The organism is Enterobacter cloacae complex sp. P18RS, assembly GCF_014982105.1.
GTDB classification, from domain to species: domain Bacteria; phylum Pseudomonadota; class Gammaproteobacteria; order Enterobacterales; family Enterobacteriaceae; genus Enterobacter; species Enterobacter hormaechei_C.
On the sequence record NZ_JADCKV010000014.1, the window covers coordinates 254,407 to 267,117 of the forward strand.

The following is a 12,711-nucleotide window of genomic DNA, read 5'->3' on the forward strand; positions in this document are numbered from 1 at the left end:
GTCCAAATGGCAACTCGCTTAATCCCTCCACGCCCCCTATCCTGCTTGCCTGCATCTATGGGGGATTTATGGCTCGTTTTCTGTTCTGTAGTTTTGCGCTGGTTCTGCTGTATCCGTCCGGCATTGATATGTATCTGGTGGGGCTACCGCATATTGCCCGCGATCTGGGCGCCAGCGAGGCGCAGCTGCACATCGCGTTTTCGGCCTACCTCGCGGGAATGGCGTCGTCGATGGTATTTGCCGGGAAAATCGCGGATAAAGCAGGCCGTCAGCCCGTCGCCATTACGGGTGCAGTTATCTTTGCGCTGGCATCAGTACTGTCTTCAGTAGCTCAGGAAAGCACAATGTTCCTGTCAGGCCGTTTTATCCAGGGCATTGGCGCGGGTGGCTGTTACGTGGTGGCGTTTGCTATTCTTCGCGATACCTTAAGCGCCCAGCGCCGCGCTAAAGTGCTGTCGATGCTGAACGGCATTACCTGCATCATCCCGGTGCTGGCACCGGTTGTAGGCTACCTGATTATGCTTAAATTTCCGTGGCAGAGTCTTTTCTGGACCATGGCCGCAATGGGTGCCATCGTCTTTATCCTGTCCGTGACGGTGCTGAAAGAGACCCATCCCGGTTCGCAACAGCCATATCACACCGCAACCCTCCATCCGGCTGAAAAGCTGATGAATCGCTTTTTCCTGAGTCGGCTGACAATCACCACGCTTAGCGTGGCGGTGATCCTCACCTATGTAAACGTTTCCCCGGTGTTGCTGATGGAGACGATGGGCTTCGATCGCGGTGAGTATTCGACGGTGATGGCGCTAACCGCGATGGTGAGCATGGCGGTTTCATTCTCCACGCCCTTTGCGCTCAACATCTTCCGCCAGCGCACGCTGATGCTCACCTCACAGACGCTGTTCCTCGCCGCAGGCGTGATCCTGGCGACCGCCACCTCACACGCTGTAATGCTGGTGGGCATTACTCTGATCTGCGCCGGATTCTCCGTCGGCTTTGGTGTGGCAATGAGTCAGGCACTTGGCCCGTTTTCATTGCGGGCAGGCGTGGCAAGCTCGGTGCTGGGCATTGCGCAGGTCTGCGGTTCGTCACTGTGGATTTGGCTGGCGGCGGTGATCGGCCTTAACGCGCTGAATATGCTGATCGGGGTTCTGATTGGCTGTAGCATACTCTGCATTACCTTACTTATGGTCATCCAGCCCGCGGCGCACTATGAAGAAGCCCATCAGCAGTCTCGATCTTAATCTTTTACTTTGCCTGCAACTTTTGTTGCAGGAGCGCAGCGTCACCAAAGCCGCGAAGCGGATGAACGTGACGCCGTCCGCGGTGAGTAAATCGCTGGCGAAGCTGCGCGACTGGTTCGACGATCCGCTGTTTGTGAAAACGCCTTTAGGGCTATTGCCCACACCGCTGACGGTGAGTCTGGAACAGGATTTGGCCGACTGGATGCAGATTGGCAACCAGATCCTCGATAAATTCCACCATAGCTCTCCAGGCGGGCTTAAGTTTGTGCTCGCCGCCGAAACACCGCTGATGCTGATCCGCTTTAATACCCTGCTGGAGCAGGTGAATGAACGCTACCCACAGGCGACGGTGAAGCTGCGCCAATGGGATTACGATTCGCTGGACGCCATTACGCGCGGAGAAGTGGATCTGGGCTTCACCGGGCGTGAAACGCACCCTCGCTCGCGCGAACTGCTAAAGCTGATGCCGTGGTTTATCGACTACGAAATCCTGTTCAGTGACCGTCCGTGCGTGTATTTGCGCGAGGATCATCCCGCGCTCCAGGAAGCGTGGGATCTGGAGACGTTTCTGCGCTACCCGCATATCAGCATCTTCTGGGAACGCAGCGACACCTGGGCGCTCGACGAGGTGCTAAGAGAGATGGGTCGGGAGCGTAACATCGCCATGAGTTTGCCCGGTTTTGAACAGTCGATGTTTATGGCGGCCCAGCCGGATCACAACTACATTGCCACTGCGCCGCACTACTGCCATCACTACAATCAACTCCACCAGCGTAATCTGGTCTGTCTGCCCATTCCCATCGATGAGGCGCAGGCAGAAAAGCTCACCGTCCCCTTCACGCTGATCTGGCATAAACGGAACAGCCATAATCCGAAAATCCTCTGGCTGCGCGAGACGATCAAAGCGCTGTATACCGCACCAGGTCAGGTTTTTGCCTAAGATAATGTAAAGTTCGGTGCTCAGGCTTCTCTTATTTCCATTTACTGATTAAAACAGAAGCTGAGTTAAGCGATAATCATGTAACCGTTTAACCGACTACGACCATTATCAAGGAGCGAAAAATGGCTACGCACTTTGCACGAGGAACATTAACGGAAGGGCATCTCGTATCGGCCAGACTTTCTTCAGCCTGTCACAGTGAGGCGCTCAAACTACCTGAACACCGCAGGACGCGGTTTTTAGCTTCCAGAGCGCTCCTCGCAGAACTGCTTTTTATGCTCTACGGCACCAGCGAATTACCGGACATACTCACCCAGCCAGAAGGTCGTCCGGTTTTTGCGGACCCGGCACTCCCCCATTTTTCCATTGCGTACACCGGCAACATTGTTGGCGTCGCGCTGACGACGGAAGGTGATTGCGGCCTGGATATGGAGCTACAACGCGTCACGCGCAGCTTCCATGGTGCTAACGCGCTCGATGAATACCCGCTCTCCAGCAATGAAAAGCTGTGGATACGTAACCAGAACGACCCCGTTGAAGCCAGAGCGCAGCTCATCACCCTTCGCCAAAGCATCCGCAAACTGAGCGGCGCGGCGTCAGACGACGCCAGCCTGTTGCAGCTGCTCCCCGGCTCCGGACGCCTGCGCGCGACAAAAGCCTCGCTGGTAGAGGCACTCTGCGACGCTGAGGACGTACTGATCTGGTCCGTTGCGGTGACCCCCGCCATCGAACGGCTGAAAATCTGGGAGTTTGACAGCACTCGCGGTTGGCGTAGTCTTCCGGATGTACCTGAGCGCGCCAACGAGCCCGCCGCGCGCCTGATGCGATTAACCAGTTTACCGGCAGAAAAAGCATACACCCATAGCTGATCCGTCCAGGATCATCATGATGAAACAGGAGTAATCATGTCTGATACGTTGAAAGTTGTTACGTTACTGGGAAGCCTGCGCAAAGGTTCTTTTAACGGGATGGTTGCCCGTACGCTGCCGCAGCTGGCGCCTGCGGGAATGGAGATCAGTGCCCTGCCGTCCATTGGCGACATCCCGCTTTATGATGCTGACGTTCAGCAGGAAGAAGGGTTCCCGCAGAGTGTGGAAGCGATAGCCGAGCAAATCCGTCAGGCTGACGGCGTGGTGATTGTGACGCCTGAGTATAACTACTCGGTGCCGGGTGGTTTGAAGAACGCCATTGACTGGCTGTCCCGTTTACCGGAGCAGCCGCTGTCTGGTAAACCTGTGCTGATCCAGACCAGCTCAATGGGTGCCATCGGCGGCGCGCGCTGCCAGTATCACCTGCGTCAGATCCTGGTGTTCCTGGATGCGATGGTGATGAACAAGCCGGAATTTATGGGCGGCGTGATTCAGAACAAGGTCGACCCGCAGACGGGTGAAGTGGTGGATCAGAGTACGCGTGACCATCTCTCTGGCCAGCTGACCGCGTTTGGGGATTATATTAAGCGGGTGAAGGCCTGATAAAAAAGCCCGGTGGCGCTAGCGCTTACCGGGCCTACACTCGTCAGTAGGTCAGGTAAGCGAAGCGCCACCTGACACCACCAGCATCTTAGTGTGCATCAATAAACACAATCTTCAGCACAAACAGCAGCGCCACAATAATCACGCACGGGCTAAGTTCGCGGAAGCGGCCGGTACCGATCTTCATCACGCAGTAAGAGATAAAGCCCAGCGCGATACCTTCGGTGATCGAGAAGCTGAACGGCATCATCACCGCGGTAATAAATGCCGGAACGGCTTCCGTCAGATCTTCCCACTTCACGCGCGCCAGGCTTGAGGTCATCAGCACGCCGACGTAGATCAGCGCGCCGGCTGCCGCGTATGGTGGCACCATCCCCGCCAGCGGAGAGAGGAAGATCACCAGCAGGAACAGCAGACCCACAACTACCGCCGTCAGGCCGGTACGACCGCCCACGGACACACCGGAAGAGGATTCAATGTAAGCGGTAACAGACGAGGTACCGATGAAAGAGCCAGCAACGGAAGAGATGCTATCCACATACAGCGCCTGCTTCATGCGCGGGAATTTGCCTTTTTCATCTGCCAGACCCGCTTTGTCGGTCACGCCAATCAGCGTACCGGAGGAGTCAAACAGGTTGACCAGCATGAAGGAGAAAATCACCCCGGCCAGTCCCAGGTTCAGCGAGCCCGCCAGATCAACGTGGCCAATCACGGTAGAGACGCTCGGTGGCGCAGAGACGATACCGTTGTAATGCACGTCACCCAGCATCCAGCCCAGCAGCGTGGTCACAATGATAGAGACCAGCACCGCAGCATGGATGTTGCGCGATGCCAGGATCGCGATGATAAAGAAGCCCAGCACGCCCAGCAGCACGCTGTGAGAGGTCAGATTACCAATGCTCACCAGCGTTTCCGGGTTCGCCACGATAACGCCAGCGTTTTTCAGCCCCATCATGCCGATGAACAGACCGATACCGCTGGTGATGCCCACGCGCAGGCTCACGGGAATGTTCGCAATCATCCAGTAGCGCACGCGGAAGATGGTCAGCAGCAGCAGGCCGACCGCGCCCCAGAAAATAGCGCCCATCCCAACCTGCCACGGCAGGCCCATCGCCTGAACCACCACGAACGCAAAGAACGCATTCAGACCCATTGCCGGGGCCAGCGCCACGGGCAGATTAGCGAAAACGCCCATCAGGATGCTGCCAAGGGCCGCGATCAGACAGGTGGTTACAAAGACGGCGCTGGTGTCCATGCCAGCTACGCCCAGAATTTGCGGGTTAACGAAAACGATATAGACCATCGTCAGGAAGGTAGTAAAACCGGCGATCACTTCGGTGCGTGCCGTTGTGCCGTGCTCGCGCAGTTTGAACACGCGCTCAAGCAGCCCCTGACCAGATGTCTGGGTAGTGTGTTGTTGACTCATCATCAATTTCCGAACAAGGAGGGAAAATTCGTCGCTATCCTATACCAAAATGCGACAATAGTGGCGGTTACGGGATACTTTTTTCATTGATTTTGCTTATACGGCAACGATTGCGTCCCGGTGAACTGCCGTACGAAAACGTTAAACTTGTTAAAAGGGAAAGGCATGTCCGGAATTGAAGCGGTATTTTTCGACTGTGACGGTACGCTGGTCGACAGTGAGGTCATTTGTTCCCGCGCGTATGTCGCCATGTTCCATGAATTTGGTATTACGCTCGATCTCGAAGAGGTGTTCAAACGCTTTAAGGGCGTGAAGCTGTACGAGATCATCGACATCATTAACGAAGAGCACGGGGTGGATCTGGTGAAAGCGGATCTGGAACCGGTGTACCGCGCCGAGGTCGCACGCCTCTTCGACGCCGAGCTGGAAGTTATCGCCGGCGCTAACGCGCTGCTGGATGCGATGACGGTGCCGATCTGCGTGGTGTCTAACGGACCGGTCAGCAAAATGCAGCACTCGCTCGGCAAGCTGGAGATGTTGCACCACTTCCCGGAAAAACTGTTCAGCGGCTACGATATCCAGCGCTGGAAGCCCGATCCGGCGCTGATGTTCCACGCGGCGAAGGCGATGAACGTCAACGTGGAGAACTGCATTCTGGTGGATGACTCATCTGCCGGCGCGCAGTCAGGGATTGATGCGGGGATGGAGGTGTTTTACTTCTGCGCCGATCCGCACAACAAGCCGATCGACCATCCAAAAGTGACAACCTTTACCGATCTGGCGCAACTGCCAGCGTTGTGGAAGGCGCGCGGGTGGGATATTACGCGTTGAATTAACGTAGGGCGGGTAAGCGTTAGCGCCACCCGCCACACATATCACTCTTTCGGATCTTTACCCGCCAGCAGCTTGTCCAGCTCGTCGCCGCCCACGTGTCGGAAATCCTGCCCCTTCACGAAATAGAAAATGTATTCGCAAATGTTCTGGCAACGGTCACCGATACGCTCGATGGAGCGCGCACAGAACAGCGCGGTCAGTACGCTTGGAATGGTACGAGAATCTTCCATCATGTAGGTCATCAGCTGACGCACAATGCCTTCGTATTCCTGGTCAACTTTCTTGTCTTCACGGTAGATACGGACCGCTTCGTCCAGATCCATGCGCGCGAAAGCGTCCAGCACGTCGTGCAGCATCTGCACGGTGTGGCGCCCGAGAGACTCCAGGCTCACCAGCAGCGGCTGGTGCTGCTGGGAGAATTTCTCCAGCGCGGTACGGCAGATTTTATCCGCCACGTCACCGATACGCTCCAGCTCGGCGATGGTTTTGATGATCGCCATCACCAGACGCAGGTCGCTCGCCGTCGGCTGACGCTTCGCAATGATGCGCACGCAGGCTTCGTCGATGGCGACTTCCATCATATTGACGTTGTGGTCGCCTTCAATAACGCGCTTCGCCAGCTCGCTGTCCTGGTTGTGCATCGCCGTGATCGCGTCAGAAAGCTGCTGCTCGACCATGCCGCCCATGGTCATCACCTGGGTGCGAATGCTTTCCAGCTCTGCGTTAAACTGGCCGGAAATGTGTTTATTAAGATTGAGGTTGTCCATGGTTTCTCCACATGCACTAAGGCAAATCAACCGTAGCGGCCAGTAATATAATCTTCGGTTTGTTTCTTCGCCGGACGAGTGAACAGCGCGTCCGTATCGCTGAACTCAATCAACTCGCCCAGATACATAAACGCCGTGTGGTCAGAACAACGTGCAGCCTGCTGCATGTTGTGGGTCACGATCACCACGGTGTAATCCTGCTTCAGCTCGGTGATCAGCTCTTCGATACGCCCGGTTGAGATCGGGTCCAGGGCTGAGCACGGCTCATCCAGCAGCAAGACTTCCGGGCGAATGGCGATACCGCGCGCAATGCACAGACGCTGCTGCTGACCACCGGAGAGAGAGTACCCACTCTGGTGAAGTTTATCTTTGGTTTCGTTCCATAATGCGGCCTTGGTCAATGCCCACTGCACGCGCTCGTCCATATCCGCACGGGAGAGCTTCTCAAACAGACGCACACCAAAGGCGATGTTGTCATAGATCGACATCGGGAACGGCGTGGGTTTCTGGAATACCATCCCCACTTTCGCACGCAGCAGGGCGATATCCTGGGTATTGGTCAGGATGTTGTCACCGTCCAGCAGAATTTCACCTTCTGCGCGCTGCTCCGGATAGAGCGAATACATTTTGTTAAAGGTGCGCAGCAGCGTGGATTTGCCACAGCCGGACGGACCGATGAATGCCGTTACCTGGTTCTTTGCGATATCCAGGTTGATATTCTTCAGGGCATGGAATTTGCCGTAGTAGAAGTTCAAATCACGAACCTGAATCTTACCCGGGGCTGTATCAACCATACTCATTGACTCATTTCCTCATTCGGCGCCGCGAGCTGCCGCGCCGTAAAAATTTAACCGTGTTTCTTCTTCGCGAAAATGACGCGCGCCAGAATGTTCAGCAACAGTACGCAAAGGGTGATGATCAGCACCCCGGCCCAGGCCAGCTGCTGCCATTCCGCGAATGGGCTCATCGCAAATTTAAAGATCGTCACCGGCAGGTTGGCGATCGGCTGCATCATGTCCGTGCTCCAGAACTGATTGGAGAGGGCGGTAAACAGCAGCGGTGCGGTTTCACCGGCGATACGGGCGATAGCCAGCAGGATACCGGTCATGATCCCCGAGACGGACGCTTTCAGGGTGATAGCCGAAATCATCTTCCATTTAGGCGTACCCAGCGCGTAAGCCGCTTCACGCAGGCTGTCCGGCACCAGTTTCAGCATGTTTTCAGTGGTACGAATAACGATAGGCACCTGCAACAGCGCCAGCGCAATCACACCCGCCCAGCCGGAGAAGTGTTCCATTTGCGCCACCACGATGGTGTAAACAAACAGACCCACGACAATCGACGGGGCAGAAAGCAGAATGTCGTTAATGAAGCGGATGACTTCAGCGATCCAGGACTTGCGGCCATATTCCGCCAGATAGATACCCGCCATGATGCCCAACGGCGTACCGAAAACAGTCGCCCACAGGATCAACAGGCCGCTGCCCGCCAGAGCGTTTGCCAGACCACCACCCGCCGTGTTCGGCGGCGGCGTCATCTCGGTGAACAGCGCCAGGGACATTCCATCAATACCCCGGGTGATGGTGGACATCAGGATCCAGATCAGCCAGAACAGGCCGAACGCCATCGTCGCCATGGAAAGCGTCAACGCAATGCGGTTTTTAATCCGGCGCTTTGACTGCATTTTGCGACGGGATTCCGCAAGCTGAGCGGTGTTTTGCATGTCGAGAGTTGCCATTAGCGTGCCCCCTCGTTTTTAGCCAGACGCATAATCATCAGCTTGGAGATAGCCAGCACAATAAAGGTGATAACAAACAGGATCAGACCCAGTTCCATCAGCGCGGCGACGTGCAGCCCGGATTCCGCTTCGGCAAATTCGTTCGCCAGCGCAGAGGTAATACTGTTCCCCGGCATATAAAGCGAGGCGCTGTCGAGCTGGTAGGTGTTGCCGATGATAAAGGTGACCGCCATGGTTTCACCCAGCGCGCGGCCTAAGCCCAGCATAATGCCGCCAATCACCCCGTTTTTGGTGAACGGAAGGACGATGCGCCAGATAACTTCCCAGGTGGTGCAGCCGATGCCGTAGGCGGACTCTTTCATCATCACCGGGGTTTGTTCGAAGACATCGCGCATGACCGCCGCAATGTACGGAATAATCATGATGGCGAGGATCACACCTGCCGCCAGAATGCCGATACCGAATGCCGGGCCGGAGAACAGCGCCCCCACAAACGGAATGGCAGAGAGAACGTTACCGACCGGCTCCTGGAAGTACGTCGCAAACAGCGGCGCGAAGATAAACAGGCCCCACATGCCGTAAACGATACTTGGGATGGCCGCCAGCAGTTCAATGGCGATACCCAGCGGACGTCGCAGCCAGCCTGGCGCCAGTTCCGTCAGGAACAGGGCAATACCAAAGCTCACCGGAACCGCAATCAGCAGGGCGATAAAAGAGGTCACCAGCGTGCCGTAAATCGGCACCAGCGCACCGTAAATATCGTTCGGCGCATCCCACTCTTTGGTCCACAGGAAGGCGAAACCAAATTTTTGAATGCTCGGCCAGGAGGAGAAAATCAGGGACACGATAATGCCGCCCAGCAGCAATAGCACAATCAGCGCAGCCAGTTTCACCAGCGCGCTGAAAATCATGTCACCTTTTTTACCCGGAGGGTTAAATGCAGGCTTGGTTGCAGCCATAAATTACTCTTCTGTTTGAGACGTTTTTACGAATATGCCCGGTGGCGCTGACGCTTACCGGGCCTACAGGATGAACCGTAGGGCGGGATCGCTGCGCGCCACCCGCCATCTTCGTTAAATATATCCTGTTAGTACAGCGCTTTACCGCTGCTGTCTTTCACGTTGGTTTTCCATGCAGCACGGATCTGCTCAACCACGCTGTCTGGCAGGCTGGCGTAATCCAGATCGTTAGCCTGTTTGCCGCCATTTTTATATGCCCAGTCGAAGAACTTCAGCACTTCAGCACCCTGCTCAGGTTTCTTCTGCTCTTTGTGGACCAGAATGAAGGTGGTAGACGTGATAGGCCATGCATCGTCGCCTTTCTGGTTGGTCAGGTCCTGCGCGAAGGATTTGCTCCAGTCAGCGCCTTTCGCGGCGTTGGCGAAGTTCTCTTCGGTCGGGCTAACCGGTTTGCCGTCGGCAGAAACCAGTTTGGTGTAAGCCAGGTTGTTCTGCTTAGCGTAAGCGTATTCTACGTAACCGATGGAGCCTGGCAGACGCTGTACGAAGGCTGCGATACCGTCGTTGCCTTTACCGCCCAGACCGGTTGGCCAGTTAACGGTAGAGCCGGAACCGACTTTAGATTTCCACTCTTCGTTCACTTTCGCCAGGTAGCTGGTGAACACGAAAGAGGTACCAGAGCCGTCAGCACGACGAACCACCGCGATATTCTGCGAAGGCAGCTTAACGCCCGGGTTCAGCTTAGTGATGGCTTCGTCATCCCATTTTTTGATTTTGCCCAGGTAGATGTCACCCAGGGTTTTGCCGTCCAGCACCAGCTCGCCTGATTTCAGGCCAGGGATGTTAACAGCCAGCACAACGCCGCCGATCACGGTCGGGAACTGGAACAGGCCTTCCTGATTCAGTTTCTCATCAGACAGCGGAGCGTCGGATGCGCCGAAATCAACGGTATTCGCGGTAATTTGTTTTACGCCACCGGAGGAGCCGATACCCTGATAGTTGACCTTGTTACCGGTCTCTTTCTGGTAGGTATCCGCCCATTTGGCATACACCGGCGCAGGGAAGGTTGCACCAGCGCCAGTCAGGCTTGCTGCTGCAAAGGCAGAGAAAGCGCTCATTGATAAGGTCGCGGCGACAACAGTTGCGACAGTGGTACGCATAACTTTCATAATGTCTCCTGCAAGGATTTCGTAAATCATTGTTTAAGTGGCTACGATGAGCAAAATAGGACAAACAGGTGACAGATAAATGTACGAAATATGACAGTTTTATGACAAAGAAAGTTTCACTTAAAGAAAACCAAAAAGATCTTTAATTCTCATCCACTTAAATGGGAACATGACGGCAGGATTTCAGTAATATTTTCTTTATGTGACACTGAAAAAATAGCTGAAAATGACAGGTTGTCATAAAAAAAACTCCACCCGAAGGTGGAGTCTGAAGGAGTTATTCTACGGTAACAGACTTCGCCAGATTTCGCGGCTGATCAACGTCGGTGCCTTTGATCAGCGCGACGTGATAAGCCAGCAGTTGCAGCGGAACGGTATAGAAGATCGGCGCAATCACCTCTTCCACATGCGGCATCTCGATGATATGCATGTTGTCGCTGCTGGCGAAACCGGCATCTTTATCCGCAAAGACGTACAGAACACCACCACGGGCGCGCACTTCTTCGATGTTAGATTTCAGTTTTTCCAGCAGTTCGTTGTTCGGTGCCACCACGATAACCGGCATATCCGCGTCGATCAGCGCCAGCGGGCCATGTTTCAGTTCACCTGCCGCGTAAGCTTCAGCGTGAATGTAAGAGATCTCTTTCAGCTTCAGTGCGCCTTCCAGCGCAATCGGATACTGATCGCCACGCCCCAGGAACAGGGAGTGATGTTTGTCAGAGAAATCTTCCGCCAGCGCCTCAATGCGTTTGTCCTGAGACAGCATCTGCTCGATACGGCTCGGCAGCGCCTGAAGGCCATGCACAATGTCGTGTTCAACGGAGGCATCCAGACCTTTCAGACGCGCCAGTTTCGCCACCAGCATCAGCAGAACGGTTAACTGGGTGGTAAACGCCTTGGTGGAAGCCACGCCAATTTCAGTACCGGCTTTGGTCATCAGCGCCAGATCGGATTCACGTACCAGCGAAGAGCCCGGCACGTTACAGATGGCCAGCGAGCCCAGGTAACCCAACTCTTTAGACAGACGCAGCGCCGCCAGGGTATCAGCCGTTTCGCCAGACTGAGAAAGGGTGATCATCAGGCTGTTACGACGCACCGCAGATTTGCGGTAGCGGAACTCAGACGCGATTTCCACATCACACGGCACGCCCGCCAGGGATTCAAACCAGTAGCGCGAGACCATACCGGAGTTATAAGAGGTACCGCAGGCCACGATCTGAATGTGCTCGACTTTGCCCAGTAGTTCGTTGGCATTGGCGCCCAGCTCACTCAGATCCACTTCGCCGTGGCTGATGCGCCCGGTCAGGGTGTTTTTAATGGCGTTTGGCTGTTCGTAGATCTCTTTCTGCATGTAGTGACGGTAAGCACCTTTGTCGCCCGCGTCGTATTGCAGGTTTGATTCGATCTCCTGACGCTTAACCTGCTCGCCTTTCGTGTCGAATACGGTCACGCTGCGACGTGTCACCTCGGCAATGTCTCCCTCTTCCAGGAAGATAAAGCGACGGGTAACTGGCAGCAGCGCCAGCTGGTCGGAAGCGATAAAGTTTTCACCCATGCCCAGACCAATCACCATCGGACTACCGGAACGCGCGGCCAGCAGCGTGGACGGGTCGCGGGAATCCATGATCACCGTACCGTAAGCACCACGCAGCTGAGGGATAGCGCGCAGCACCGCATCACGCAGTGTACCGCCCTTTGCCAGCTCCCAGTGCACCAGGTGAGCAATCACTTCGGTGTCGGTTTCAGAGACGAAGGTATAGCCGCGCGCTTTCAGTTCTTCACGCAGCGGTTCGTGGTTTTCGATAATGCCGTTATGCACCACCACAATGTGTTCAGACACATGCGGGTGTGCGTTGCCTTCAGATGGCTCACCGTGGGTCGCCCAGCGGGTATGTGCAATACCGGTGCCACCGTGCAGCGGATGTTCTTCCGCAGCCTGGGCCAGCATCTGCACTTTACCGAGACGACGCAGACGGGTCATATGACCTTCTGCATCGACCACAGCCAGACCGGCTGAGTCGTAACCACGGTATTCCAGACGACGTAAACCTTCGAGAAGGATTTCAGCAATATCACGCTGCGCAACTGCGCCAACAATTCCACACATAGTTAGATTTCCTGATTATGGCGTTATGCCATGCGTTGTCGCTGACCTGTATTTG

12 protein-coding genes are annotated in these 12,711 nt (G+C 55.4%); 5 read left to right on the forward strand and 7 right to left on the reverse strand.

All coding sequences use genetic code 11. The features are described 5' to 3' along the window. The first annotated feature begins 68 nt into the window (after nt 1-68). From INF61_RS11690 to INF61_RS11705, 4 genes are all read left to right on the forward strand, one after another. Nucleotides 69-1,244 carry an MFS transporter gene (locus INF61_RS11690; protein ID WP_015570137.1) on the forward strand — a complete coding sequence of 392 codons (1,176 nt, stop codon included), beginning with the start codon at nt 69-71 and terminating at the stop codon, nt 1,242-1,244. Then, nucleotides 1,213-2,184, forward strand: a complete 972-nt coding sequence (yidZ, locus tag INF61_RS11695; RefSeq protein ID WP_017383702.1) for an HTH-type transcriptional regulator YidZ — start codon at nt 1,213-1,215, stop codon at nt 2,182-2,184. The genes INF61_RS11690 and yidZ overlap by 32 nt, the downstream gene beginning before the upstream one ends. Nucleotides 2,185-2,306: 122 nt before the next feature. Then, the gene (locus INF61_RS11700) at nt 2,307-3,053 is read left to right on the forward strand and encodes a 4'-phosphopantetheinyl transferase superfamily protein (protein ID WP_017694032.1); all 747 of its coding nucleotides are present in this window, start codon (nt 2,307-2,309) and stop codon (nt 3,051-3,053) included. A 36-nt stretch (nt 3,054-3,089) separates the two neighbouring features. Next, complete coding sequence (locus INF61_RS11705) at nt 3,090-3,656, forward strand: NADPH-dependent FMN reductase (RefSeq protein ID WP_003861147.1); 567 nt, start codon at nt 3,090-3,092, stop codon at nt 3,654-3,656. Nucleotides 3,657-3,744: 88 nt separating this feature from the next. Here INF61_RS11705 and adeP read toward each other — a convergent pair whose 3' ends face one another. Beyond that, a complete protein-coding gene (gene adeP, locus INF61_RS11710; RefSeq protein ID WP_017383704.1) occupies nt 3,745-5,082 on the reverse strand; it encodes an adenine permease AdeP in 1,338 nt (445 codons plus the stop codon). A 165-nt stretch (nt 5,083-5,247) separates the two neighbouring features. Between adeP and yieH the strand changes: the two genes are divergently transcribed. Then, nucleotides 5,248-5,913, forward strand: a complete 666-nt coding sequence (gene yieH / locus INF61_RS11715) for a 6-phosphogluconate phosphatase (protein ID WP_023295655.1) — start codon at nt 5,248-5,250, stop codon at nt 5,911-5,913. Between the two features lie 44 nt (nt 5,914-5,957). Here the strand turns inward: yieH and phoU are convergent, their stop codons facing one another. The 6 genes from phoU to glmS all read right to left on the reverse strand — a co-directional run bounded on the left by phoU (nt 5,958) and on the right by glmS (nt 12,656). Further along, nucleotides 5,958-6,683 (reverse strand): phosphate signaling complex protein PhoU, encoded by a 726-nt coding sequence (gene phoU / locus INF61_RS11720; protein ID WP_003861153.1) that lies wholly within the window; start codon nt 6,681-6,683, stop codon nt 5,958-5,960. A 26-nt stretch (nt 6,684-6,709) separates the two neighbouring features. Further along, nucleotides 6,710-7,483 (reverse strand): phosphate ABC transporter ATP-binding protein PstB, encoded by a 774-nt coding sequence (pstB, locus tag INF61_RS11725; protein WP_003861154.1) that lies wholly within the window; start codon nt 7,481-7,483, stop codon nt 6,710-6,712. Between the two features lie 47 nt (nt 7,484-7,530). Then, entirely contained in the window at nt 7,531-8,421 is an 891-nt protein-coding gene (gene pstA, locus INF61_RS11730) for a phosphate ABC transporter permease PstA (protein ID WP_003861156.1), read from the reverse strand. Then, complete coding sequence (gene pstC, locus INF61_RS11735) at nt 8,421-9,380, reverse strand: phosphate ABC transporter permease PstC (protein WP_015570141.1); 960 nt, start codon at nt 9,378-9,380, stop codon at nt 8,421-8,423. Before pstC ends, pstA begins: the two co-directional genes overlap by 1 nt. Nucleotides 9,381-9,508: 128 nt before the next feature. Next, nucleotides 9,509-10,549, reverse strand: a complete 1,041-nt coding sequence (pstS, locus tag INF61_RS11740) for a phosphate ABC transporter substrate-binding protein PstS (protein WP_017383706.1) — start codon at nt 10,547-10,549, stop codon at nt 9,509-9,511. 277 nt (nt 10,550-10,826) lie between these two features. Further along, nucleotides 10,827-12,656, reverse strand: coding sequence for a glutamine--fructose-6-phosphate transaminase (isomerizing) (glmS, locus tag INF61_RS11745; protein WP_015570148.1), 1,830 nt, complete (start codon nt 12,654-12,656; stop codon nt 10,827-10,829). Between the last annotated feature and the right edge of the window lie 55 nt (nt 12,657-12,711).

What these genes read in the sequence shown, in the direction of transcription:
- INF61_RS11690 (WP_015570137.1), top strand. Translation starts at nt 69, where the DNA reads ATGGCTCGTTTTCTGTTCTGTAGTTTTGCGCTGGTTCTGCTGTATCCG.
- yidZ (WP_017383702.1), top strand. Translation starts at nt 1,213, where the DNA reads ATGAAGAAGCCCATCAGCAGTCTCGATCTTAATCTTTTACTTTGCCTG.
- INF61_RS11700 (WP_017694032.1), top strand. Translation starts at nt 2,307, where the DNA reads ATGGCTACGCACTTTGCACGAGGAACATTAACGGAAGGGCATCTCGTA.
- INF61_RS11705 (WP_003861147.1), top strand. Translation starts at nt 3,090, where the DNA reads ATGTCTGATACGTTGAAAGTTGTTACGTTACTGGGAAGCCTGCGCAAA.
- adeP (WP_017383704.1), bottom strand. Translation starts at nt 5,082, where the DNA reads ATGAGTCAACAACACACTACCCAGACATCTGGTCAGGGGCTGCTTGAG.
- yieH (WP_023295655.1), top strand. Translation starts at nt 5,248, where the DNA reads ATGTCCGGAATTGAAGCGGTATTTTTCGACTGTGACGGTACGCTGGTC.
- phoU (WP_003861153.1), bottom strand. Translation starts at nt 6,683, where the DNA reads ATGGACAACCTCAATCTTAATAAACACATTTCCGGCCAGTTTAACGCA.
- pstB (WP_003861154.1), bottom strand. Translation starts at nt 7,483, where the DNA reads ATGAGTATGGTTGATACAGCCCCGGGTAAGATTCAGGTTCGTGATTTG.
- pstA (WP_003861156.1), bottom strand. Translation starts at nt 8,421, where the DNA reads ATGGCAACTCTCGACATGCAAAACACCGCTCAGCTTGCGGAATCCCGT.
- pstC (WP_015570141.1), bottom strand. Translation starts at nt 9,380, where the DNA reads ATGGCTGCAACCAAGCCTGCATTTAACCCTCCGGGTAAAAAAGGTGAC.
- pstS (WP_017383706.1), bottom strand. Translation starts at nt 10,549, where the DNA reads ATGAAAGTTATGCGTACCACTGTCGCAACTGTTGTCGCCGCGACCTTA.
- glmS (WP_015570148.1), bottom strand. Translation starts at nt 12,656, where the DNA reads ATGTGTGGAATTGTTGGCGCAGTTGCGCAGCGTGATATTGCTGAAATC.